Annotated in this window: 28 protein-coding genes and 1 pseudogene; 16 read left to right on the top strand and 13 right to left on the bottom strand. The window is 64.1% G+C overall.

All coding sequences use genetic code 11. The annotated features are described in order from the left end of the window. The first annotated feature begins 112 nt into the window (after positions 1-112). Together SO180_RS05835 and SO180_RS05830 are read left to right on the top strand one after the other, a co-directional pair. Complete coding sequence (locus tag SO180_RS05835) at positions 113-379, top strand: hypothetical protein (RefSeq protein WP_449377865.1); 267 nt, start codon at positions 113-115, stop codon at positions 377-379. A 182-nt stretch (positions 380-561) separates the two neighbouring features. Continuing rightward, the gene (locus tag SO180_RS05830) at positions 562-1,002 is read left to right on the top strand and encodes a nuclear transport factor 2 family protein (protein ID WP_449377864.1); all 441 of its coding nucleotides are present in this window, start codon (positions 562-564) and stop codon (positions 1,000-1,002) included. Between the two features lie 81 nt (positions 1,003-1,083). Here SO180_RS05830 and SO180_RS05825 read toward each other — a convergent pair whose 3' ends face one another. After that, the gene (locus SO180_RS05825) at positions 1,084-1,353 is read right to left on the bottom strand and encodes a hypothetical protein (RefSeq protein ID WP_449377991.1); all 270 of its coding nucleotides are present in this window, start codon (positions 1,351-1,353) and stop codon (positions 1,084-1,086) included. Between SO180_RS05825 and SO180_RS05820 the strand changes: the two genes are divergently transcribed. The 3 genes from SO180_RS05820 (at position 1,295) to SO180_RS05810 (ending at position 3,194) form a co-directional block, all read left to right on the top strand. Continuing rightward, the gene (locus SO180_RS05820) at positions 1,295-2,200 is read left to right on the top strand and encodes a hypothetical protein (protein ID WP_449377986.1); all 906 of its coding nucleotides are present in this window, start codon (positions 1,295-1,297) and stop codon (positions 2,198-2,200) included. The two genes, SO180_RS05825 and SO180_RS05820, sit on opposite strands and share 59 nt — an antisense overlap. Positions 2,201-2,382: 182 nt before the next feature. Further along, on the top strand, positions 2,383-2,799 hold the full coding sequence (locus tag SO180_RS05815; RefSeq protein ID WP_449377863.1) for a hypothetical protein: 417 nt from the start codon (positions 2,383-2,385) through the stop codon (positions 2,797-2,799). A 257-nt stretch (positions 2,800-3,056) separates the two neighbouring features. Further along, complete coding sequence (locus tag SO180_RS05810) at positions 3,057-3,194, top strand: hypothetical protein (RefSeq protein ID WP_449377862.1); 138 nt, start codon at positions 3,057-3,059, stop codon at positions 3,192-3,194. 43 nt (positions 3,195-3,237) lie between these two features. Here SO180_RS05810 and SO180_RS05805 read toward each other — a convergent pair whose 3' ends face one another. The 3 genes from SO180_RS05805 to SO180_RS05795 all read right to left on the bottom strand — a co-directional run bounded on the left by SO180_RS05805 (position 3,238) and on the right by SO180_RS05795 (position 4,514). Beyond that, positions 3,238-3,384 (bottom strand): hypothetical protein, encoded by a 147-nt coding sequence (locus tag SO180_RS05805; protein ID WP_027523110.1) that lies wholly within the window; start codon positions 3,382-3,384, stop codon positions 3,238-3,240. A gap of 195 nt (positions 3,385-3,579) precedes the next feature. Then, positions 3,580-4,062: a MaoC family dehydratase gene (locus tag SO180_RS05800; protein ID WP_449377861.1), complete on the bottom strand. Its 483-nt coding sequence runs from the start codon at positions 4,060-4,062 to the stop codon at positions 3,580-3,582. Next, positions 4,062-4,514: a MaoC family dehydratase gene (locus SO180_RS05795; protein WP_254098346.1), complete on the bottom strand. Its 453-nt coding sequence runs from the start codon at positions 4,512-4,514 to the stop codon at positions 4,062-4,064. Before SO180_RS05795 ends, SO180_RS05800 begins: the two co-directional genes overlap by 1 nt. 156 nt (positions 4,515-4,670) lie before the next feature. Between SO180_RS05795 and SO180_RS05790 the strand changes: the two genes are divergently transcribed. Further along, positions 4,671-4,964: a DUF4282 domain-containing protein gene (locus SO180_RS05790; RefSeq protein WP_449377860.1), complete on the top strand. Its 294-nt coding sequence runs from the start codon at positions 4,671-4,673 to the stop codon at positions 4,962-4,964. Positions 4,965-5,083: 119 nt separating this feature from the next. Here the strand turns inward: SO180_RS05790 and ychF are convergent, their stop codons facing one another. From ychF to SO180_RS05770, 4 genes are all read right to left on the bottom strand, one after another. Then, positions 5,084-6,181, bottom strand: coding sequence for a redox-regulated ATPase YchF (gene ychF / locus SO180_RS05785; RefSeq protein WP_449377859.1), 1,098 nt, complete (start codon positions 6,179-6,181; stop codon positions 5,084-5,086). 134 nt (positions 6,182-6,315) lie between these two features. Further along, a complete protein-coding gene (gene pth / locus SO180_RS05780; protein WP_449377858.1) occupies positions 6,316-6,921 on the bottom strand; it encodes an aminoacyl-tRNA hydrolase in 606 nt (201 codons plus the stop codon). A gap of 60 nt (positions 6,922-6,981) precedes the next feature. Further along, positions 6,982-7,707 (bottom strand): 50S ribosomal protein L25/general stress protein Ctc, encoded by a 726-nt coding sequence (locus SO180_RS05775; protein WP_449377857.1) that lies wholly within the window; start codon positions 7,705-7,707, stop codon positions 6,982-6,984. 237 nt (positions 7,708-7,944) lie between these two features. Next, a complete protein-coding gene (locus SO180_RS05770) occupies positions 7,945-8,208 on the bottom strand; it encodes an accessory factor UbiK family protein (protein ID WP_449377856.1) in 264 nt (87 codons plus the stop codon). 173 nt (positions 8,209-8,381) lie between these two features. Here SO180_RS05770 and SO180_RS05765 point away from each other — a divergent pair, with 173 nt between their 5' ends. From SO180_RS05765 to SO180_RS05730, 8 genes are all read left to right on the top strand, one after another. Continuing rightward, positions 8,382-9,113, top strand: coding sequence for a dienelactone hydrolase family protein (locus SO180_RS05765; protein WP_449377855.1), 732 nt, complete (start codon positions 8,382-8,384; stop codon positions 9,111-9,113). A gap of 205 nt (positions 9,114-9,318) precedes the next feature. Then, positions 9,319-10,161 carry a prolipoprotein diacylglyceryl transferase gene (lgt, locus tag SO180_RS05760; RefSeq protein WP_449377854.1) on the top strand — a complete coding sequence of 281 codons (843 nt, stop codon included), beginning with the start codon at positions 9,319-9,321 and terminating at the stop codon, positions 10,159-10,161. A 21-nt stretch (positions 10,162-10,182) separates the two neighbouring features. Beyond that, the gene (locus SO180_RS05755) at positions 10,183-11,301 is read left to right on the top strand and encodes a class I SAM-dependent methyltransferase (RefSeq protein ID WP_449377853.1); all 1,119 of its coding nucleotides are present in this window, start codon (positions 10,183-10,185) and stop codon (positions 11,299-11,301) included. Continuing rightward, a complete protein-coding gene (gene pgeF / locus SO180_RS05750) occupies positions 11,298-12,077 on the top strand; it encodes a peptidoglycan editing factor PgeF (RefSeq protein WP_449377852.1) in 780 nt (259 codons plus the stop codon). The genes SO180_RS05755 and pgeF overlap by 4 nt, the downstream gene beginning before the upstream one ends. 102 nt (positions 12,078-12,179) lie before the next feature. Then, positions 12,180-12,797, top strand: a complete 618-nt coding sequence (locus SO180_RS05745; protein ID WP_449377851.1) for a hypothetical protein — start codon at positions 12,180-12,182, stop codon at positions 12,795-12,797. A 191-nt stretch (positions 12,798-12,988) separates the two neighbouring features. Then, the gene (locus SO180_RS05740; RefSeq protein WP_449377850.1) at positions 12,989-13,942 is read left to right on the top strand and encodes a ribose-phosphate pyrophosphokinase; all 954 of its coding nucleotides are present in this window, start codon (positions 12,989-12,991) and stop codon (positions 13,940-13,942) included. 218 nt (positions 13,943-14,160) lie between these two features. Beyond that, a complete protein-coding gene (locus SO180_RS05735) occupies positions 14,161-15,189 on the top strand; it encodes a putative zinc-binding metallopeptidase (protein ID WP_449377849.1) in 1,029 nt (342 codons plus the stop codon). Continuing rightward, positions 15,186-16,220, top strand: coding sequence for a D-alanine--D-alanine ligase family protein (locus SO180_RS05730; protein ID WP_449377848.1), 1,035 nt, complete (start codon positions 15,186-15,188; stop codon positions 16,218-16,220). Before SO180_RS05735 ends, SO180_RS05730 begins: the two co-directional genes overlap by 4 nt. On the opposite strand, the gene SO180_RS05725 is transcribed toward SO180_RS05730, so the two are convergent. Continuing rightward, a complete protein-coding gene (locus tag SO180_RS05725; RefSeq protein ID WP_449377847.1) occupies positions 16,221-17,306 on the bottom strand; it encodes a serine hydrolase domain-containing protein in 1,086 nt (361 codons plus the stop codon). 96 nt (positions 17,307-17,402) lie between these two features. Between SO180_RS05725 and SO180_RS05720 the strand changes: the two genes are divergently transcribed. Further along, on the top strand, positions 17,403-17,732 hold the full coding sequence (locus tag SO180_RS05720; protein WP_449377846.1) for a PadR family transcriptional regulator: 330 nt from the start codon (positions 17,403-17,405) through the stop codon (positions 17,730-17,732). Next, positions 17,729-18,301, top strand: coding sequence for a DUF1700 domain-containing protein (locus SO180_RS05715; RefSeq protein WP_449377845.1), 573 nt, complete (start codon positions 17,729-17,731; stop codon positions 18,299-18,301). The genes SO180_RS05720 and SO180_RS05715 overlap by 4 nt, the downstream gene beginning before the upstream one ends. On the opposite strand, the gene SO180_RS05710 is transcribed toward SO180_RS05715, so the two are convergent. From SO180_RS05710 to SO180_RS05695, 4 genes and pseudogenes are all read right to left on the bottom strand, one after another. Then, positions 18,276-18,764 carry an SRPBCC family protein gene (locus SO180_RS05710; protein WP_449377844.1) on the bottom strand — a complete coding sequence of 163 codons (489 nt, stop codon included), beginning with the start codon at positions 18,762-18,764 and terminating at the stop codon, positions 18,276-18,278. The two genes, SO180_RS05715 and SO180_RS05710, sit on opposite strands and share 26 nt — an antisense overlap. Then, on the bottom strand, positions 18,724-19,623 hold the full coding sequence (locus tag SO180_RS05705) for an XdhC family protein (RefSeq protein WP_449377843.1): 900 nt from the start codon (positions 19,621-19,623) through the stop codon (positions 18,724-18,726). The genes SO180_RS05710 and SO180_RS05705 overlap by 41 nt, the downstream gene beginning before the upstream one ends. A gap of 13 nt (positions 19,624-19,636) precedes the next feature. Further along, positions 19,637-20,845: a vWA domain-containing protein gene (locus SO180_RS05700; protein WP_449377842.1), complete on the bottom strand. Its 1,209-nt coding sequence runs from the start codon at positions 20,843-20,845 to the stop codon at positions 19,637-19,639. Continuing rightward, positions 20,842-21,087 (bottom strand): annotated as a pseudogene (locus SO180_RS05695) (AAA family ATPase); the annotation flags it as partial. The gene SO180_RS05700 and the pseudogene SO180_RS05695, both read right to left, overlap by 4 nt.

The following is a 21,087-nucleotide window of genomic DNA, read 5'->3' as shown; positions in this document are numbered from 1 at the left end:
GGCGCTTCGCTCACACTGCAGCGGGCAGGGCGGAACTCCCATTGAACCTCCCTTCTTTTTGCCCAGACCCATCTCGGGGCGTTGTGGACGCCGGCTAACTGAATGCGGGCCGATGAAAATCGCGTTGCTTGCCGTTTTGGGGTTGTTTCTGGGGTCGCTGGCCGGAGCCGCGCTCGGCATCGGGGCCGGACTCGCCTGGGTCGAAATCTTCAAGACCACGAATTTCGAGGGCTATAGCGGCATGCTGGTGTTCTTCACCTTCATGCCCCTGGGGGCCGGGATCGGCGGAATCGCCGGCGCCGTGCTGTTCGGCCTGCTTGCGATGCGCGATGACGCGATCGCGGTCGAGCGGGAACCCGTCGCCCGGACCGACCGGTAAATTACGGGGTTCTATTGTAAATTTCACAAAGCGCGTTCAATTGCGCATTGCAAAAACGTGAATTGCGTTTTCGCAAATCGCGCCTATTTGTTTGCCTACAAATGAATTCGGCAACCCCGCGGCGCCTACTGTGCATGGGGTTGTTTTCCGTTTTTTTGCAGCCAGTTTCAGGAACGACCCAAATGACAGAGCACAGTCTCTGGCGTTTCTCGCGCGCGTTGCATGGCGCGATCAACGACCGGCACTTTGAGGATCTGGAGACCCTGATCGACGAGGACGTCGACTGGGCGATCTACGGCCCGATCGACATGTTTCCCTTCCTCGGCGCCCGCCACGGCAAGGAGGCCGTGCTCGACGTCATACGTCAGATCGCGGACAATTTCCGCGTCCGCCGTTTCGACCGCGAGACCATCATGCTGGGCGTGGATTCCGCCTCGTCCATGCTGCGCTATTCGCTCACGGCGCTCGATTCCGACAAGCCGATCTCGCTGCGGGTGGCGCAGTTCGCGCAGTTCAAGGCCGGCAGGCTGCTCAGCATGCGCGTGCTGGTCGACACCTTCGATCTCGTCGAGCAGGCGCTCGGCCGTCCCATTCATCTGCCGAAGATGAGCCGGTTGGGGTGAGGGCACCAACGGGTCCCGTCTCTCCCGGGCCCGACGACGCGCGCGTGAGCGCCTGGCCACCAGCCCCGCTGGGTCGTTCCGCTAGTCGCCATGTCGCCGGGCGTGCGCTTTTGCGCGCGGCCCGTTGGTCTTCCCTTTGATGTGACGTTTCGCCCTCCCCTTGTCCTTCAAGCCTTGCCGCCACAATTTTGCGACGATATCTCCGCATCGTGGATGCGGAATGAATCGCATGATCGTGTCGGAAAACCCCGCACAGTTTTCCCGATCATGCGGTGGGCTTGCGGGCAGGACGATGGAATTCTCGACAGGGTTTGGCTGGACCAGGCTGCCGATGCTGGCGGCCGCGTTCATGTTGGCATCCATGACGGTGGTGCCGGCGCAGATCGTCCCGATGCAGCCCGACCAGGCCGCCGCCGCGCCCGAGGAGGCCGAGGAAACGGCCGACGTCAACGATCCCGACGTGCTGAAAGGCATCGACGTCGACAAGCTCGACTGGAGCCAGCTCAACATCGACGCCGCCACGCTCAATGAGCTGATGGCGGCGAAGAAGCGCGCGCAGGCGGCCAATGGCGAGCCGAACTGGTCGAACGACCGGCGCGCCAACGGGACATCGGCGGTGACGGTGAAGCAATCGATCACCCCGTTTTGGAATACCCAGGTCGGCGCCGACATGACGGTGGCGCGCGAGCCCACCACGATGTCCGAGCTTCTGGCGGAGAAGGCCGCCAATGGCGGCAGCGTGCCGCAATCCTCCGGCAGCGCCTGGGCCACGGCGACCGCACCGGGCGCGGGCGCGATCTGGGACAAGACCGCCGTGGAAGCCCGCGTCGATCCCGGCGCCGAAAACAGCAGGCTCGGCGCCTCTCTCAGCAAATCGGTGCCGTTATCGGACGAGCATTCCCTGACGCTGCAGAACGGCTACAGCGTCAACCAGCAGGGCACGACGCCGATTCCGGGCATCGCCGGCCGCACCACCCGCAATTACGAGACCGACCAGTCCGCCAAGGTCACCTTCGGCGAGACCGGCACGAGCATCATCGCCGGCCAGACCATGTCGACATCAGACGACAAATGGCTGCGCAAGGTTGGCGCCGAACAGAAGTTGTTCGACAACGTCACCGTCTCCGGCTCCGTCGGCGAGACCGCGCAGGGCACCACGAACAAGAGCCTGACGGCTGGGTTCAAGAAGAGCTGGTGATGGCTTCGTCTCCCCGCCTGCGGAAGACGAAGCGCCGCCACGGCAAAGCCGCCGAATGGTCGATCCTTGCCGCATCTCGGCCCATATGCGGTCAAAATCAGACGCCCTGATGCGTCCCGCCTTACAGACGTCGTCGTGCGGGGGACACTCGCGCTGCGCCCAACGCGAACAGGGAAACAACGATGAACGCCATTCGTTCGGAAAAGATTGAATCAACTGAGACCGAGGTCACGGACAGCAACCTCGCCGCGGTCACTGAGGTCGAGGCCGGCATCCGCGACTTCGTGCGCAACGACATCGCCTATCTGCGCCGCCCGGCCGCGGGCAGCGAGCCGGCGCTCGATTCGTCGGCGGAAGCGACCGTCACCAACGTCAACTCGCTGATCCAGCGCGTCGCCGGCACTTCGCTCGCCGAGATCGAGAACCTGATCTCCGAGCTCGAGAGCCTGCGCGACCTGCTGCATGCCGAAGGCCAGCGCGTCCAGCGCGAGATCTCCGGCTACGCCCAGCTCAGCCAGGCCGCGATGAAGTCGACTCGCATGATCTCCGATAACGTCGCGCAGTGGAAACGCGCCGCCGACGGCTTGCGCAACAGCTGATCGCCGTAACGCAACGTTTGACCGCCGCGTCCCCCCGGGAGTGCGGCGGTTTTACTTCTGGAAGATGCATCCCAATTGCAGGCGTCATCACCCGCGAAAGCCTGCGCAGGGCATCACGACCACGAATGTGGCAAGCTTTGCAGCCACCACCTGCGAAATCTTGATTTGAACTTTCCACTGCCTTGCTGCGACCAAAGCCTAGCGCGGACCGCATTTGCCGGCCCCCTTAGCGGGGCTTAGCAGGGACAAAGTTTCAAATGGAAAGCATTCGGCCCGAAAACACGGACCCCATTCCGCTGCGCCCCGCGCCGACGCAGTTCGGCACGATCATGCTGCGCTTCGTCGGACTGCTGGTGGTCGCGATCGTGATCCTGGCGCTGGTCTACAGCCGATGAACGGCATCGCCTCGCGCCGGCGATGTGATGGGTTAATGAACGGTTAGCGGTCGGCCGCGACGGTCGAAGCTTCGAGCGTATAGCCGCCATCGGCATAGCCTCGCACCACCATGCCGGCAATCAGCATCACTGCGAGCGTTGCGGTGGCGAAGATGAATCCGACCAGCTTGAGTGCGCCGCGGTCTGCCATGGTCCTCGTCCCCTGTCCTCTATCCCGTTGGTTCAAATAGACAGCGACAGGTTCACAATTGGTTAGCAAATCAATGGTTCCGCGAAATGCTTCGCGACGAACCGCATGCGAGGCTTATGGCAGTGGGCGCCAATCCCGTCCATAGCGCGCGGGCAACACTTGCAGCGCATTTTGGTCGTTCAGAATGGAACTGGTCTAACCGACCTGCCCGCGCATCGGCACGAAGGCCGTCGTGGCGATCGCATACACCTGTTCGCCGCGCTGGTTGGTACCGGTCGTGATGCCTTGCAGGATGCCCCAGCCGGGGCGCGAGGCGGAGACGCGCTTGTCGGTAACTTCGCTGACGAAGCTCACGGTATCGCCGGCGAGCACCGGCTTGATCCAGCGCAGGTCACGAAAGCCTGGTGACGGGCCCCACACCGCAATCTTCTCGCCGCGTGCGGCAGCTTCCTTCGCAAGGCGCTGGCCGTCGGCGACGAGCAGGCTCATGCAGGCGGAGCCAACATGCCAGCCGGACGCAGCAAGCCCGCCGAACAGCGAGTTCTTGCCCTCTTCCTCGTCGAGGTGGAAACGCTGCGGATCGAATTTCGCGGCGAATGTCTTGATGGCTTCCGCGGTGAAGGTGTACGAGCCGATCTCGCGGCGCAGGCCGATCGATATGTCTTCGAAGAACCGCATCACTTAAGCCCTTCGCGCCGCTTGATCAGGATCGGCGAGGTCATTTCACATAATGCTTCGCCTCTTGCGTTGCGCGCGGTGCATTTGAACTTGACGATGCCGAGCTCGGGCCGGCTCTTCGAGGCCCGCGCCTCCACGACGTCGACATCGAGGGTCAGTTCGTCGCCCGGGCGCAACGGCGAGAGCCAGCGTACCTCGTCAACGCCGGGCGAGCCGAGCGAGGCCGCGCGGGTGATGAAGCCGTCGGCCATCATCCGCATCATCAGCGAGCACAGATGCCAGCCCGAGCCGGACAGGCCCTTGAGCATGCTTTTGCTGGCAGCCTCCTCGTCGAGGTGCATCGGCTGCGGATCGAACTCGGCGGCAAAGGCCAAGATCTCGTCGCGGCTGACATGGCGCGGGCCGAACGTACCGAAACGGCCGGTGGGAAAGTCTTCGAAGGTCAGGGTCATCTTGGTGAGATCAGCAGGGATGACAGATTGTGGCCGCACTTTGCGGCAATCTCAACCCGCCCGCCCGCATGGCTCGTGCTACATTCGATGCGGCAGGGCTTGCCTGCCTTGAGTCGGATCGACGCGGGTCAGGTCCGATTTGCCGGGGGAGAGAGAATGTTCACGTTCAGCGACCTGTTTCAGTGGGACCGCTTCATCACGCCGACCATCATCAAGACCTTTTACTGGCTGGTGATCGCGCTGATCTGCCTGTTTGGCATCTCCGGCATCTTCTCAGGGCTCGCAGCAATGGCGATCAGCCCGTTCGGCGGATTTCTGGTGGTGCTCTCGTCGATTGCGAGCGTCATCGTCGGCATCGTGTTCTCGCGCATCGTCGCGGAGTTCATCCTGATCGTCTTCCGCATCAACGAGCATCTCGGCGCCATCCGCGAGCAGGGCGGGGTGCGGTGAGGACGGAATCGCAGGGTGGGCAAAGCCAAGCGTGCCCACCTCTTCTGCCGCATTCCCGGAGAGATGGTGGGCACGGCGCGCAGGCCGCGCGCCTTTGCCTACGCAAGCGCGATCTTCGTCTACGTATTAAACCTGAAATGCATCACGTCGCCGTCGGCGACGGTGTAGTCCTTGCCTTCGAGGCGCAGCTTGCCGGCATCGCGGGCGCCGGCTTCGCCATTGAGCGCGACGTAGTCGTCATAGGCGATGGTCTCGGCGCGGATGAAACCCTTCTCGAAATCGGTGTGGATGACACCGGCCGCCGCCGGCGCCTTGGTGCCGCGATGGATGGTCCAGGCGCGCGCTTCCTTCGGCCCCACCGTGAAATAGGTAATGAGGTCGAGCAGGGTGTAGCCGGCACGGATCAGGCGATCGAGGCCGGCTTCTTCGAGACCCAGCGTCTCCAGGAAGTCGACGCGCTCTTCGCGCGATAGCGTCGCGATCTCGGATTCGATCTTGGCGGAGATGACGACGGCGACGGCGCCCTCCTTCGCAGCCTGCTCCTCGACTGCCTTGGAGAAGGCGTTGCCGGTGGCGGCCGAGCCTTCCTCGACGTTGCAGACATAGAGCACGGGCTTCGACGACAAGAGGCCGAGCATCGAAAAGGCGCGCTCTTCCTCGGCCTTGCGCTCGACAAGGCGCGCCGGCTTGCCGTCGCGCAGCAGCACCAGCGTGCGGTTGACGAGGTCGAGCTGCTCCTTGGCGTCCTTGTCGTTGCCCTTGGCCTTCTTGGTGAGGTTGTCGACGCGCTTCTCGAGGCTGTCGAGATCGGCGAGCATCAGCTCGGTCTCGATGGTCTCGATGTCGGCAAGCGGGGCGATCTTGCCCTCGACATGGGTGATGTCGGAATCTTCAAAGCAGCGCACGACATGCGCGATCGCATCGACCTCGCGGATATTGGCCAAAAACTGGTTGCCGAGGCCTTCGCCCTTGGAAGCGCCGCGCACCAGGCCGGCAATATCGACGAAGGTCAGACGCGTCGGGATGATTTGCGCGGATTTCGCGATCGCCGACAGCTTGTCGAGCCGCGGATCCGGCACAGCGACCTCGCCGACGTTCGGCTCGATGGTGCAGAACGGATAGTTCGCCGCCTGCGCCGCCGCCGTCTCCGTCAGCGCATTGAACAAGGTCGACTTGCCGACATTGGGCAACCCGACAATCCCGCATTTGAATCCCATCGTGTCCTCTAACGCAGTGCGTAGGGTGGGTTAGCGAAGCGTAACCCACCAACTCTTGTAGCCGTGGCATGGTGGGTTACGCCTTCTGCCGTTGCTCGTTGAAGCTTGGGCCAACGTGGCCGGGCTAACCCACCCTACTCTTTGCTATTGTCGTCCTTGGTCAAGAATCCCTTCGCCTGCATGGCGAGATGCACCTTGTTGGCGAATGTCGCGTCCGCGCCTTTGGCGAGCAGGGCGGCGTGCTCGGCAACGGCGTCGCACAGCGTCGTCACCCATTCGTCGTCGGCCTTGGCGAAGTCAGCCAGCACATAACTGTGGACCATCGCCTTGACGCCGGGATGACCGATGCCAAGCCGCACCCGGCGATACTCGTTGCCGATATGCGCCGAGATCGAGCGCAGACCATTATGGCCAGCGATGCCGCCGCCGATCTTCACCCGCACCTTGCCCGGCGGCAGCTCGAGCTCGTCCTGGAACACGGTGACGTCCCCGTGCGCGATCTTGAAGAAGCTCGAGGCTTCCTGCACGGCGCGGCCCGACTCGTTCATGTAGGTCGTTGGCTTGAGCAGCATGACACGCTCAGTCCCGAGCGTGCCTTCGGAGGTCTCGCCCTGAAATCTGCGGCGCCATGGTGCAAAACCATGACGCCGCGCGATCTCGTCGACGGCCATGAAGCCGATATTGTGCCGGTTGCGTGCGTATCTCGCGCCGGGATTGCCGAGCCCAACAAAGAGTCGCATGACGCGGCGCGCCCCTCGCCTGGCGCGCGGTGAGAAGCCGCGCGCCAGCTCTCCAAAAGATTACTTCTTCTTGTCGCCGCCAGCGGGAGCCTTCGCAGCCGCTGCCGGGGCAGCACCCGCTGCCGGAGCCGCCGCACCAGCCGCCGGAGCCGCTGCAGGCGCAGCACCCGGAGCCGCAGCACCGGCCGCAGCCGCAGCCGCCGCCTTCTGCTCTTCGGCGTAGCCGGACGGCGGCACGATGGTGACGAGAGTCGCGTCCTCGCGGGTCAGCGCCTTGACACCGGTCGGCAGCTTGATGTCCGACAGATGGAGCGAGTGACCGATTTCGAGCGTGCCGACGTCTGCCTCGACGTACTGCGGAATGTTCTCGACACCGCACTCAAGCTCGATCGCGTGCGCGACGATGTTGACGGTACCGCCGCGCTTCACGCCGGGCGAGCCTTCGGCCTTCACGACATGCAGCGGCACGCTGATGCGGATGGTGGCGCCTTCGCCGAGACGCATGAAGTCGACATGGATCGGGAAGTCCTTGACCGGGTCGAGGTGGAAGTCGCGCGGAATCACGCGATGCTTCTTACCTTCGAGGTCAATGTCGACAAGCGTGGTGAGGAACCGGCCGGCGAGGATGCGCTGGCGCAGTTCGCGATCGTCAACCGAGATCGGGAGCGGGGGCTGGTTGTTACCATAGATCACTCCGGGCACTCTCCCGGCGCGACGCTCTGCCCGGGCGGCCCCCTTGCCGCTCTTCGGACGTGCGGTCGCCTTCAATTCCTTGACGGTCGCCATAACGTTAAGTCCTTGTTTTTGCAAAAGTTAATGGGCCGCAACGCGGCCCATGGCTGTCGCCGCAGCAAGCCTCCAGGGGTGCGGGGGCTGCGGACGTGGTGGGCTTTTAGCCGGAAGCTGCGGAAATGACAAGGAGAATGGGCATCCGAGTACACTGTTATTCCGGGGCGCTCGCGACAGCGAGCGAACCCGGAATCTCGAGGTTCCGGGTTCGGTCCTGCCCCGGAACGAAGCCAGTTAAGACGCCGGCGTTCCGCCGAGCTTGGCCTCCAGCGCCGCGATCCGGGTTTTCAGGGCCTCATTCTCCTCGCGGGCGAGGCGCGCCATGTCCTTGACCGCCTCGAACTCCTCGCGCTTCACGAGGTCCATGTCGCGCAGGAATTTCTCGGCCTGGGTGCGCATGACCGTGTCGAACTCGCGCTTGACGCCCTGGGCGGCACCGGCGGCGTCATTCATGAGACGTCCGATCTCGTCGAAAAACCGGTTGGTGGTCTGGGTCATGGCGATCTCCGGATATCCTTGCGCGAACTGAACTCGGAAAGACAATGGCAATCCGGGCACGGCCGATCAAGGGCCCGCAGGCACATCTGACGCGTCCTTGTCATGCCCTGGTTTCCTTGCAATCGTACTGATTGGCTGGGCATAACAAGACTCAGAAAGCAAAGCGCGAGACCATGATCGACCAGCAGATCGAGATCCCGACCAAGGACGGCTCGACCACCACCTTCATCACCCATCCCGAGCGCGGCGGCCCGTTTCCCGTCATCATCTTCTACATGGATGCGCCGGCGATCCGCGAGGAGCTGCGCGACATGGCGCGCAGGCTCGGTACGTCCGGCTACTACGTGATGCTGCCGAATCTCTATTACCGCTCTGGCGTGATGGAAATCGGGCCGGTGCCGCCGGATCCGAATGCGCCGGAACGCAAGCGCATGTACGAGCTGATGAACTCGATCAACATCCCCGCGATCATGGACGACACGCGCGCGCTGCTCGCCTATGCCGAAGGCCAGGCAGCCGCCAACACCAAGCTGGTCGGCACCGTCGGCTATTGCATGAGCGGCCGCTACGCCATCAACGCCGCCACGCATTTTGCCGATCGTGTAAAGGCTGCCGCCTCGATCTATGGCACGCATCTGGCGACGGACGAATCCAACAGCCCGCATCTCGCGGCGAGCAAGACCAAGGCCGAGCTCTATTTCGCCTGCGCCGAGACCGACATCTACGCACCGCAGGAGATCATCGACAAGGTGAAGGCGGCCGTGGAAGGCGCGAAGGCAGAGGTCGAGATCTATCCGGGCACCCATCACGGCTTCGCCTTCCCCAAGCGTCCGGTCTATCACCGCGACGCCGCCGAGCGACACTGGGAGCGTCTGCTGGCGCTCTATCGCCGCAATCTCGAGTGAACGGAATGGATCGGTGCGGCCACGATCTCTCTTCACCTCTCCCGCTTGCGGGAGAGGTCGGCGCACCGCGCCGGGTGAGAGCTCTATCCTCGCTGGGAATCTTTCGGCGGAAGCACCCTCTCCCCCACCCTCCCCGCGAGCGGGGGAGGGAGCGCACCTCCGTCTCCGTTACATACCGACCTTCACCTTCTAGAACCAAGGCGCGATGCCGCTTCTTCTGATCAACTTCCCCTCCTTCGATCCGATCGCGATTGCGATCGGGCCGTTCGCCATCCGCTGGTATGCGCTCGCCTATATCGGCGGGATCGTGATCGGCTGGCTCTACGCACGCTCACTCCTGAAAAAGGAGAAACTCTGGGCTGGACCCGCTCCGATCTCACTGGTCCAGCTCGACGATTTCATTCTCTGGGTGACACTCGGCATCATCCTGGGCGGCCGCACCGGCTATGTGCTGTTCTACAACCTGCCTTTCTTCATCGAGCACCCCTCGGCGATCCTCAAATTGTGGGAAGGCGGCATGTCCTTCCATGGCGGCTTCCTAGGCTGCGTCGTCGCGGTGATGTGGTTTGCGCGCCGGAACGGCATCTCGATCCTGTCGCTCGGCGACATCACGACCGCCGTGGGGCCGATCGGCCTGTTCCTGGGGCGGCTCGCCAATTTCATCAATGGCGAGCTGTGGGGCCGCGCTGCCGATCCCAGCCTGCCCTGGGCGATGATCTTTCCGACCGGCGGCAACATCCCGCGCCATCCGAGCCAGCTCTATGAAGCCGGCATGGAAGGCATTCTGCTGTTCACCGTGCTCGCGGTGATGATCCGTCTCGGCGCCTTGAAACGGCCGGGGATGATCCTCGGCAGCTTCGTCCTGATCTACGGCCTCACCCGAATTATCGGCGAGCATTTTCGCGAGCCGGACGCACAGCTCGGATTTTTGTGGGGCGGGTTAACCATGGGCATGCTGTTGTCGATCCCCATGCTTATCGTCGGCGCCATCCTTATTGTATTTGCAGTGCGGCGCGGTACGCCCAAACCGCTTCAAGCCATTCGTTAATTCATTTCGAGAACACAGGCTGTGACCGACTCGCCGCTGCTGAACGAGATCAAGGCGCTGATCAAATCCTCCGGCCCGATGCCGGTGTGGAGGTACATGGAGCTGTGCCTGATGCACCCGCTTCACGGCTACTACATCTCGCGCGATCCGCTCGGGCGTGAAGGCGACTTCACCACCGCGCCGGAAGTCAGCCAGATGTTCGGCGAGCTTCTGGGGTTATGGACGGCGTCGGTGTGGAAGCAGATGGGCTCGCCGCAACTGTTGCGGCTGATCGAGCTCGGGCCCGGCCGCGGCACCATGATGGCGGACGCGCTGCGCGCGCTCCGGGTGCTGCCGCCGCTCTACCAGGCGCTCCAGGTCCACATGGTCGACGTCAATCCCGTGCTGCGCGAGCGGCAGAAGGCGACGCTGTCGAGCGTGCGCAACATCACGTGGCACGACAGGATCGACGACGTGCCCGAAGGCCCTTCGATCATCCTCGCCAACGAATATTTCGACGTGCTGCCGATCCACCAGATGGTGAAGCGCGAAAGCGGCTGGCACGAGCGCGTCGTCGATGTCGATGCGAGCGGCAAGCTTCAGTTCGGCGCCGCCGCTGATCCGACCCCGCGCTTCGACGTGCTGCTACCGCCGTTGGTGCGGGCAGCGCCCGTCGGCGCGGTGTTCGAATGGCGGCCGGATGCCGAGATCATGAAGCTCGCGAGCCGCGTGCGCGACCAGGACGGCGCGGCGCTGATTGTCGACTACGGCCACCTGCGCAGCGATGCCGGCGACACCTTTCAGGCGATCGCGCGCCACACCTTTGCCGATCCCCTGAAGGCGCCGGGCCAGGCCGACGTCACCGCCCATGTCGACTTCCAGGCGCTGTCGCGCGCCGCCGAGGACGTCGGCGCCCGCGTCCATGGCCCGGTGACGCAGGGCGAGTTCTTGAAGCGCCTCGGCGTCGACACTCGTGCGGCGGCACTGATGCAAAAGGCGACGCCAGACGTCTCCGCCGACATCGCCGCAGCGCTGAAGCGACTGACCGATACCGGCCGCGGCGGCATGGGCTCGATGTTCAAGGTGCTCGCCATCTCCGAGCCGCGGCTCACCTCGCTCGCGGCCTTCGACCCTGTTGAGGAAGGCGACGACGCATCATGACGCTTGGCACGACCCTTGGCTCCTCGCTGCTCTCGGCCGTGCCCGGCCTGCGCCATGCCTTCTTCACCCGCGAGGGCGGCGTCTCCAGCGGCATCTATGCCGCGCTCAACGGCGGCCTCGGCTCCAATGACGATCCGGCCCTTGTTGCGGAGAACCGCCGCCGCATGGCCGAGCATGTCGGCGTTCGGCCTGAACGTTTCATCAGCCTGCACCAGATCCACTCGCCCGACGTGCTCGTCGCCGATGGCGCCTGGCCGAGCGGTCCGCGGCCGAAAGGCGATGCGATGGTTACGCGCACGCCCGGCCTCGCGCTCGGCGTCTCCACAGCGGATTGCGGGCCGGTGCTCTTCGTCGATCCGAACGCGCGGGTGATCGGCGGCGCACATGCCGGCTGGAAGGGCGCACTGACGGGCGTGCTGGAGTCCACGATCTCGGCGATGGAAAAGCTCGGTGCCGAGCGCGGCCGCATCATCGCTGCGATCGGGCCCCTGATCCGCCAGGAGAGCTATGAAGTCGGCAACGAGTTCGTCGCGCGCTTCATCGAGACAGACGCGGACAACGCGGTATTCTTCATTCCCTCGGTGCGCGAAGGCCACGCGATGTTCGATCTCGCAGGCTTCATCCGGATGCGGCTGGAGGCCGCCGGCATCCTGATGATCGACGATCTCGGCCTCGACACCTATGCCGACGAGCGGTTCTTCAGCTATCGCCGCTCGGTGCATCGCAAGGAGCCGGACTACGGCCGCCACATCCACGCGATCGCGCTCGAAGCGTGAACACAACGGCAACATGTGCTTCACCAGCCCCGGAATGGCGGTGACCTGTGGCTCCCTCGCCCTAGACGTTAATGCATTTTAACGATATCGCTGCCCTCCATAATGTGGGAAGCGTCATCATTATTGCGCCGCGCGGGCACGCGCGCGCTGGCGGCCATGCTGCTGGCGGCATCGTGTGCGCTTGGTGGCTGTGCCGGCGGCGGGGCGGCGAGCAACTCCTATGCGATGGCGCCGCCGAGTGGCGGCAGCGGGACAACGGTGGCCTTCGAATCCATCGACGGGCCGCCGCCGCAGGTGTTCGACCGCATGGTCGGCGTGCTCGACAGCGAATCGAAGCTGCGCAGCCTGACGGTGGTCTCGCGCGAAGGCACGTCTGCCTACCGTGTGCGCAGCTATCTCTCGGCTCAGGTCGTCCGCGGCAAAACCATGATCGCCTGGGTCTGGGACGTCTATGATGCCAGCCAGCAGCGGGCGCTGCGCCTGTCCGGTGAGGAACCTGGCGGCAAGGCCGGCCGCGACCCCTGGTCGGCCGCCGACGACATGGTCCTGCGGAAGATCGCGCAGGCTGGATTCAGCGGACTTTCCAACATGATCAACGGGACCCCGTCTGATGCGCCGACGACCGCCCCGGACCTGCGGGGCCCCGCGGTGGCAAGCATGTCGCCGACCTCAGAGAACGCCGAGATGCCTGCCGCGGCGCTTGGCTATGCTGACCGATAACCAGCGCTAAACCCTCATCCCAACTACCGGCCAAAGCGTTGGCCGGACTCAGGATTTTCGACGGGATATCGTAGCATCCCGGGTTGCCAGTGCGGCCTTGGGCCTGATATTTGCTCGCCCGTCGAAACCGTGCTCCATGGGTATCCGAGATGTTGAACGTCGTGTCCAGCAAGGCGCGGGAGGAAGCGATCATGTCGGCCAAAAACGGCTCAATCAAGCTGGTTGCCGGCAACTCCAATCCGGCGCTCGCGCAAGCGATCGCGCAAGGTCTGGACCTGCCGCTGACGAAAGCGGTGGTACGACGCTTCGCCGACATGGAGATCTTCGTCGAGATCCAGGAGAACGTCCGCGGCTCGGACGCCTTCATCATCCAATCGACCTCGTTCCCCGCGAACGACCATCTGATGGAACTCCTGATCATCACCGACGCGCTGCGCCGGTCGTCGGCGCGCCGCATCACCGCGGTGCTGCCCTATTTCGGCTACGCGCGGCAGGACCGTAAATCGGGTTCGCGCACGCCGATCTCGGCCAAGCTGGTCGCGAACCTGATCACCCAAGCCGGCGTCGACCGCGTCATGACGCTCGATCTGCATGCCGGTCAGATCCAGGGCTTCTTCGACATCCCGACCGACAATCTCTATGCGGCGCCGCTAATGGTGCGCGACATCAAGGAGAAGTTCGACCTCTCCAAGGTGATGGTGATCTCCCCCGACGTCGGCGGCGTGGCGCGCGCGCGTGGGCTTGCCAAGCGCATCAACACTCCGCTCGCGATCGTCGACAAGCGCCGCGAGCGTCCCGGTGAATCCGAGGTCATGAACGTGATCGGCGACGTCGCCGGCTACACCTGCATCCTGGTCGACGACATCGTCGATTCCGGCGGCACGCTGGTGAACGCGGCCGATGCGCTGATCGCCAAGGGCGCCAAGGACGTCTACGCCTATATCACCCACGGCGTCCTCTCCGGCGGCGCGGCCGCCCGCATCGCCTCCTCGAAGCTGAAAGAGCTGGTGATCACCGACTCGATTCTGCCGACGGATGCGGTGATCAAGTCTCCGAACATCCGCACGCTGCCGATCGCCAGCCTGATTTCGGATGCGATCGCGCGCACCGCAGCGGAAGAATCGGTGTCGAGCCTGTTCGACTGATTTTCGCTACACGGCGTCGTAGGGTGCGCAAAGGCGCGAAGCGCCGTGCCCACCTTTTCTTTTGCGATGCAAGCGATGGGCACGCTTCGCTTTTGCCCACCCTACGATCTACAGTCTGGGACTGACGCAGCTGCCGCACGCCTGGAAGATTGGTTGTTGCGCGCAGCGGCCCGTGACATCATCCAGATACCGAGTCATCGCTGCCTTCTGGATGCCTGATGCCACGCCGGAAATTTGCTTGGGAAAAGCTGTCGGATGAGCAGTTGCTTCAGCAACGCCTGAGCAGTTTGAGGGTGACGGTCGAAGGCACCTGGCTTGAGGATTGTGTCGGCACGCTTCACGAGGAACTCGACGAGCGGGGCATCCGGCTGCGGCCACACGCATGGATATCGAGCGAATGGTTTAGCCCGGCAGATGTGCCAGGCATCGCCGTCCCGTTCTATCTCGCACATCCCCGGCTGATGAAGCTCGAGAAGAAAATGATGTTCGACGTCGAGGGCGGAACCTGGCGCGAATGCATGGCCATCCTTCGACACGAGGCCGGCCATGCCGTGCAGCACGGCTACCAGCTGCAGCGGCGCCGGCGTTGGCAGCAGCTGTTCGGCCCCTCATCGAAACACTACCCGCGCTACTACCGACCCAATCCGGCCAGCCGGCGTTACGTCCAGCATCTTAGGCTCTGGTACGCGCAGAGCCATCCGGACGAGGATTTCGCCGAAACTTTTGCGGTGTGGCTGCGGCCGCGTTCGAACTGGCGGACGCGATATGCCGGTTGGCCGGCGTTGAAGAAGCTCGAATATGTCGACGAGCTGATGGCCGAGATCGCGGGACAGCGACCGGCAATCACAACGCGGCAGCGCATCGATCCACTGAGTCGACTCAGCGAGACGCTGGAGGACCACTACAAGAAGAAGCAGGCGTTCTACGCCTTCACGCCGCCGAAGACCTACGACCGTGACCTCCGAAGGCTCTTTTCCGCCGACCCACGGCATCAATCGTCAAAGCCGGCTTCGGTACTGATCAGGCGGCATCGCGCAAAAATCAGGCAATTGGTCGCGCGATGGACGGGCGAGAACCAGCTTACGCTCGACGCAGTGCTTGACGACATGATTTCCCGCTGCCGCGAGCTCGATCTGCGTGCGGTTGGCGCTGAACAGAAGCTCATTCTCGACTTCACCGTGCTCGTCACCGCCAAGACCATGCACGCCCTGTTCGGCCCATCACGACGCAAATGGATCGCGCTATGAGACGCCTCCGTATTCTCGTGCTCATGCATCCGGACTTCATGCCGCCGGAAACCACAGACGGATACACGGCGCAGGAAATCAATGCGTGGAAAACTGAATACGACGTCGTGAGCACGCTGCGCGCGGCCGGCCATGATGTTCGCCCGCTCGGTGCGCAGGAGGAAATCAAGCCAGTGCGCGTGGCGATCGAGGACTTCAAGCCGCACGTGGTCTTCACGTTGCTGGAAGAATTCCATTCCAACGTCGCATATGACCAGCACATCGCAAGCTATCTCGAGCTGATGAAGGTCGCCTATACCGGCTGCAACCCTCGCGGCCTGATCCTGGCGCGCGGCAAGGACCTTTCCAAGACGCTGGTGCATCATCGCCGGATCGCGGTGCCGGCCTTCGCCGTTTTCCCGATGCGCCGCAAGGTCAAACGGCCAGCTCGTCTCGCGCTGCCGCTGATCGTCAAGAGCCTGAACCTCGATGGATCCTTCGGCATCTCTCAGGCATCGATCGTCGATACCGACGAGAAGCTCGCCGAGCGGGTAGCGTTCATCCACGATCGGAGCGAGACCGCCGCCATCGCCGAGCAGTTCATCGAGGGACGGGAGCTCTACGTCGGCGTGCTTGGCAACAACCGCTTGCGCGTTCTACCGGTTTGGGAATTGAAATTCGGCAGCATGGGCGGTCACAGGTCGCGGCACATCGCTACCGAAAAGGCCAAGCACGATCCAGATTATCAGGAGCGCGTCGGAATCGTCGACGGGCCAGCGAAAGACCTGGCGCCCGACGTCACCGCACGCATTCAACGAGCTGCGAAACGCGTCTATCGGGCGCTCGGACTCGATGGATACGCGCGCATCGATTTTCGTCTCTCGGCCGACGGCACCCCGTATTTCATCGAAGCAAACCCAAATCCCGAAATCGCGAAGAGCCAGGAGTTCGCCACGGCAGCTCAGCACGACGGGCTCAAATATCCGGACCTCCTGCAGCGCATCCTGACCCTCGGCATCAGCCGGGCGAAGGCCGGCGTGTCCCTCGGGTGATCAGGTGAAGCCCGGCAACACGACGTCGCTCAAGAGTGCAACCAGCACGGCGGCCTGCTCCTGGCCTGATCGCTTGTAATTTCCGCAGTGGATCACCACAGCGAGATCGCATGCCGGGATGACATACAGATACTGGCCGCCCCAGCCGATACCGCCGAACCAGTGCAACGGTCGCGCGGTGGCGAAATCGCCCATGTACCACTGATAGCCATAGTCGCGGCCAACCCTGGTCTGAACAACAGGCGTGGTCACGCGCTTCACCCAATCCGCCGCAACCACGGACTTTCCATTCCAGCTGCCGTTCGCCAGCATGAGTTGACCGATCTTGACGAGATCGCGTGGCAACAGACGCGCCCCTGACGCAGCACGCGGTTCGCCGTCGCGGCCAACGCTCCAGTCGGACGGGCCAAAGCCCAACGGATCGAACAGGACGCGACGGCAATAGGCCGGCAAGGCTTCGCCGGTCCCCTTGGCGATGAGCCGGCCGAGCAACGCCGTGGCACCGCCGCAATAGGTCCACTTCACGCCCGGCTCGCCGACGATCGGCCGCTCGAGGACGAACCGATAGCGATCCGCCGCGGCTTCCATCGCCATCTCGCTGTTGCGCGGATCGCCATAGGGAATGGTGAGTTCATCCCACTCGAAGCCCAGCGTCATCGACAGCACATGATGGATCGTGATCCTGTCGCGGCCGGGCTGTGCGGCAAGATCGGCAAATTCCGGAAACTGCGCGTAGAGCTTCGCCTCCGGCGGCGGCACCTTGCCTTCGGCGAGCGCGAGGCCGTAGGCGAGACCGACGATGCTCTTCGAGACCGAGCGCAGATCGTGCGGCACATCCGGTGCAAAAGTGATATGGCCGAGCGCTCGGTCCCAGGCCTCATCCTCGCCCTGACCGTAATGCTCGAACACGAGCTTGCCGCCTTGGCTCACCAGAAACGCGTGCAAACCGGGCAACTTTCCGGCCCGCTCCAGTCCGGAGAGGCGCTCGGCAGCATCGAACGATGCGGCAATGGCAGGCATGGCCCGTGGCAGAGCCACGCTCGCGCCAAGACCAGCCAGCAGATGGCGGCGATTGAGATGGGTCACGGGTTCATTCTCCGGAATGGGGTATACACAGGTACCTTGCAATACATAGTACCTTGCTATATAAGCTTCTTTGAAAGCGGTGTAGTCAAGGAGGAAATGGCCGACTCGACGAATCAGGTTCAGCTCAAGAAGGGTGCGCTGGAGCTCTGCGTGCTCGCTCTACTCGCGCGCGGCGAGAGCTATGCCTATGAGATCGCGAGCATGCTGTCGGCCGGCGTAGGCATGGGCGAAGGAACGATCTATCCGCTGATGCGGCGGATGCAGGATGACGGGCTGGTCGACACCCGCCTCGAGGAATCCAGCAGCGGGCCGCCGCGCAAATACTACCGCCTGACGGCCGCCGGCCGCGCCGCCTTCACCGCGCAGAAGCGGGAATGGCGCAGCTTTTCGGACGCCGTGGACCGGCTGCTCGGAGACGCCAAATGAACCGCGCCGATTTCCTGCACATCCTCGGCGACGGGCTCGCAGGGCTCCCCCGTGCCGAGATCGACGACATCCTCGCCGACTACGCCGCCCATTTCGAGGAGGCGCGCGCCTCCGGCCGGGTCGAGCACGAGGTCGCCTCCGCGCTCGGCGATCCCCGGCGGCTGGCGCGCGAGCTCCGCGCCGAGACGGGGCTTCGCCGGTGGGAGAACCATCATTCCTTGCGCAACTCGACAGCCGCGCTGTTCGCGCTTGGCGGCCTCGCCGTGGTCGATATCCTGCTGTTGCTCCCGTTGCTGCTCGCCGTGCTGCTGATCCTGCTCGTGATCGCTTTCGTGATGTTCGTGCTCGGGATCGTCGGCATCGGATTGCTGATTAGCGTCTACAAGCATTTGGGCGACGGACAGGTCGTCAACCTGATCCTGCGCGGGCTTGCCGGCGTCGCGCTGGTCACGACCGGCGTGGGCTTCGCTTCCTTGCTGGCGCTAGGGCTCAATGCCGCCGTCAGATGGCTCGGCGGCTACGCGCGCCTGCATTATCGGCTGCTCAAGCCTGAGCAGCCCATCGCGTGAGTGAGGTGTCTGCGCCAGCCTTCGCGCCGACGACCTCGGCAAATGACGCGAAGAATTCGCCGGCGAGCTTGGTCGCGGTGGAGTTGATCAGCCGCGCCCCAAGTTGGGCGAGCTTGCCGCCGATCTGGGCGTCGACATCATAGTGGAGCACGGTGCTCTCGGCGCCGTCTGATTCCAGCCGCACCACGGCGCCGCCTTTGGCGAAGCCGGCGACGCCGCCAGAGCCTTCACCCGAAATGCGATAACTGTTCGGTGGCCGAAGATCGGAGAGCGTCACCTTGCCGCCGAAGGTTGCCTTCACCGGGCCGACCCTGAAGACGACGGTCGCTGTCATCTCGTTTGGACCGGTCACCTCCAGCGACTGACAGCCGGGGATGCACTGCTTCAGCAGATCGGGATCGTTGAGCGCCGCCCAGACCTTGTCACGGGATGCGGGAATGCGCTGGCTGTCGTTCATCTGCATGGTCGGTCCTCTCCTTGTCCGTGAGCGAGGTGGCGGCGCGCTGGCCGCGGCGGCGCGCTTGCGTGATCTCGGCGAGGATCGACATCGCGATCTCCTCCGGCGTGATGGCGCCGAGATCGAGTCCGGCCGGCGCCTTTACGCGATCGATCGCGGCGGCGTCGACGCCTTCCGCGATCAGTTTTGCGCGCAGCGCCGCCATCTTGCGGCGGCTGCCGACGAAGGCATGATAGGCGGCCTCCGTTGCGACCGCGGCGCGCAGCGCGACCTCGTCGCCTTTGCCTTGCGTCGAGACCACGACGAAGCGTTTTGCCTCGGTCAATTCGCCCACGCTGTAACCGTCGATGAGCGTGTCCACGTCGGGTTGCGACGACAGGTCGGCCGATGGCGCCGCCAGCGTGACGTGAAAGCCGAGCATGCGCGCTTGCGCCGCGAGCGACAGCGCCACCGGGCTCGCGCCGAGAATGACGAGCGAGGGATGCGGCAGCACCGGCTCGACGAATATGTCCATGGTGCCCTTGCTCGGGCACATATTGCTGGCAAAGCGGATGCCGTCGCGGCTCTCGCCCGAGCTGACGCCAAGCTCGGCGAGCAGATTCTCCGGCAGCACCGAGACCATGCGCGGCACGCCGTCGGCGAGTGCCTCGCGCGCTGCTTTCAGCACCGCGCCCCGGGCGCAGCCACCGCCGATCCAGCCCGCGACGATACGGCCATCGGCCGCAATGATCGCCTTCGCGCCGGCTTTGGCTGCCGTGACAGACACGGTGCGCACCACAGTCGCAAGCACGAAGGCATGCTCGGCGGCTTTCATCTGCGCGACGAGATCCAGCACTTCGACATTCGCTGTCGCGTTACTGATCATTTGGTCGCCTCCGTCAGAGCTTCGCCAGGTAGGGTTCGAGCGCGCGCAGGCTTTGCAGCGTGTTGGCGGGCGCGTAGAGATCGACATAGGGCAGCGCGGCCTTGATGCCCCTCGCCTCCGGCGCATAGCCCTCCCACGCCATCATCGGATTGAGCCAGACGATGCGCCGGCATCGCCGCGACAACGCGGCCATTTCCCGTCCGAGCAATACGGCATCGCCGGTCTCGTAGCCGTCGGACACAATCATCACGCAACTGCGCGAATGGATCACGCGCTGCGCGTGCCAGCGGTTGAAGCTTTGCAGGCTCTCGCCGATCTTCGTGCCGCCGCCCGCGCCCTGCGCCATGATCGAGAGGCGGTCGAGCGCGCGGCCCGCATCCTTCTCCTTCAGCGCGTCGGAGACGTAGGCGAGGCGCGTGTGGAACAAAAACGCCTCGGCCTCGTGGAATTCGTCGAGCACGCCGTGGATGAAGCGCAGGAACACGGATGTGTAGGCGCTCATCGAGCCAGACGTATCGAGTAGAACAACAAGCCGCAGCGGCTTGTCCTTGCGCTGCCTCCTCACCAGGCTGATCGGCACGCCGCCATGGCTGATATTGCGGTGGATGGTGCGACGAAGGTCGAGTCGGTAGCCGCGCCGCCGCGCGAGATCGCGCCGCGTTAGCCGCGTGCGCATCACTTTTGCGAGCTGCGCCGCGGCCTCATGTGCCTGCGCGATCTGGTCGGGGTCTCTGAGTTTGCGGAAGTCGACTTCGGCAAGGCTCTCCGCGCGTGAGGCGCCTTCCATCCGCCCCTCGCGGCCGCGCCCATCCGGCGCATCGTCGGATGACGGAATCTGATCGGTCAGCGGGCGATCGTCGCGCTGTTCCATCGCCCTATCCTGCAAGTTCTTGATTGACGGGCTGCTCGCGCCCTGCGCCGAGCCAACCGTCCGCGAGCGCGAACGCACGCGCTTGCCAAGCCAGAATGCGTCGAACAGGCCGTCAAACTTGTCCCAGTCTGACTTCCGCGCCGAAAACAGATGTTTGAACGCGGAGCGCAAGAGGCGCGGACGCGCAGCATAGCCCGCCGACATCAGCGCCGCGGCATCCTGCCCTTCCGCAAGCCCGACCCGAAAGCCGGCGTCACGCAAGGTGCGCAGGAAAGCCGCCAGCCTTGCGGAGATAAGTCGGGAGACCTCGTTGAGATCATCGAACTCCGGGCTTGCGCCGCAGCAGCTCATGCGACCCTCCCGAGCAGGCGCTCCGTCACCTCGCGCGTGACACGCGCGCGGTCCTCATGTGTCTTCAACAGGCAGATCAACGTTTCGTGCACGGTTCCGGGCGCATCGTGGAGATCACTTATGTCGAGGCCGACGAGCGCGGCCGCCCAGTCCAGCGTCTCGGCAACACCAGGTACTTTCCGCAATTCTTCCTTGCGGACGCCCTCGACCATGCGCGCGATCTGGAGCGACAGGGACGGGCT

The sequence above is a fragment of the Bradyrhizobium sp. UFLA05-112 genome (assembly GCF_053572325.1).
Note: the sequence above shows the minus strand (reverse complement) of the source record. Positions and strands in the feature narration are given on the sequence as shown.

Bases quoted from the DNA above. Each gene is read 5' to 3' on its own strand.
- SO180_RS05835 (WP_449377865.1), top strand. From the start codon at position 113: ATGAAAATCGCGTTGCTTGCCGTTTTGGGGTTGTTTCTGGGGTCGCTG.
- SO180_RS05830 (WP_449377864.1), top strand. From the start codon at position 562: ATGACAGAGCACAGTCTCTGGCGTTTCTCGCGCGCGTTGCATGGCGCG.
- SO180_RS05700 (WP_449377842.1), bottom strand. From the start codon at position 20,845: ATGAGCTGCTGCGGCGCAAGCCCGGAGTTCGATGATCTCAACGAGGTC.
- SO180_RS05815 (WP_449377863.1), top strand. From the start codon at position 2,383: ATGAACGCCATTCGTTCGGAAAAGATTGAATCAACTGAGACCGAGGTC.
- SO180_RS05790 (WP_449377860.1), top strand. From the start codon at position 4,671: ATGTTCACGTTCAGCGACCTGTTTCAGTGGGACCGCTTCATCACGCCG.
- SO180_RS05720 (WP_449377846.1), top strand. From the start codon at position 17,403: ATGGCCGACTCGACGAATCAGGTTCAGCTCAAGAAGGGTGCGCTGGAG.
- pth (WP_449377858.1), bottom strand. From the start codon at position 6,921: ATGCGACTCTTTGTTGGGCTCGGCAATCCCGGCGCGAGATACGCACGC.
- pgeF (WP_449377852.1), top strand. From the start codon at position 11,298: ATGACGCTTGGCACGACCCTTGGCTCCTCGCTGCTCTCGGCCGTGCCC.
- SO180_RS05775 (WP_449377857.1), bottom strand. From the start codon at position 7,707: ATGGCGACCGTCAAGGAATTGAAGGCGACCGCACGTCCGAAGAGCGGC.
- SO180_RS05705 (WP_449377843.1), bottom strand. From the start codon at position 19,623: ATGATCAGTAACGCGACAGCGAATGTCGAAGTGCTGGATCTCGTCGCG.
- SO180_RS05805 (WP_027523110.1), bottom strand. From the start codon at position 3,384: ATGGCAGACCGCGGCGCACTCAAGCTGGTCGGATTCATCTTCGCCACC.
- lgt (WP_449377854.1), top strand. From the start codon at position 9,319: ATGCCGCTTCTTCTGATCAACTTCCCCTCCTTCGATCCGATCGCGATT.
- SO180_RS05810 (WP_449377862.1), top strand. From the start codon at position 3,057: ATGGAAAGCATTCGGCCCGAAAACACGGACCCCATTCCGCTGCGCCCC.
- SO180_RS05745 (WP_449377851.1), top strand. From the start codon at position 12,180: ATGTGGGAAGCGTCATCATTATTGCGCCGCGCGGGCACGCGCGCGCTG.
- SO180_RS05715 (WP_449377845.1), top strand. From the start codon at position 17,729: ATGAACCGCGCCGATTTCCTGCACATCCTCGGCGACGGGCTCGCAGGG.
- SO180_RS05770 (WP_449377856.1), bottom strand. From the start codon at position 8,208: ATGACCCAGACCACCAACCGGTTTTTCGACGAGATCGGACGTCTCATG.
- SO180_RS05740 (WP_449377850.1), top strand. From the start codon at position 12,989: ATGTCGGCCAAAAACGGCTCAATCAAGCTGGTTGCCGGCAACTCCAAT.
- SO180_RS05795 (WP_254098346.1), bottom strand. From the start codon at position 4,514: ATGACCCTGACCTTCGAAGACTTTCCCACCGGCCGTTTCGGTACGTTC.
- ychF (WP_449377859.1), bottom strand. From the start codon at position 6,181: ATGGGATTCAAATGCGGGATTGTCGGGTTGCCCAATGTCGGCAAGTCG.
- SO180_RS05730 (WP_449377848.1), top strand. From the start codon at position 15,186: ATGAGACGCCTCCGTATTCTCGTGCTCATGCATCCGGACTTCATGCCG.
- SO180_RS05710 (WP_449377844.1), bottom strand. From the start codon at position 18,764: ATGCAGATGAACGACAGCCAGCGCATTCCCGCATCCCGTGACAAGGTC.
- SO180_RS05765 (WP_449377855.1), top strand. From the start codon at position 8,382: ATGATCGACCAGCAGATCGAGATCCCGACCAAGGACGGCTCGACCACC.
- SO180_RS05735 (WP_449377849.1), top strand. From the start codon at position 14,161: ATGCCACGCCGGAAATTTGCTTGGGAAAAGCTGTCGGATGAGCAGTTG.
- SO180_RS05800 (WP_449377861.1), bottom strand. From the start codon at position 4,062: ATGCGGTTCTTCGAAGACATATCGATCGGCCTGCGCCGCGAGATCGGC.
- SO180_RS05820 (WP_449377986.1), top strand. From the start codon at position 1,295: ATGGAATTCTCGACAGGGTTTGGCTGGACCAGGCTGCCGATGCTGGCG.
- SO180_RS05825 (WP_449377991.1), bottom strand. From the start codon at position 1,353: ATGAACGCGGCCGCCAGCATCGGCAGCCTGGTCCAGCCAAACCCTGTC.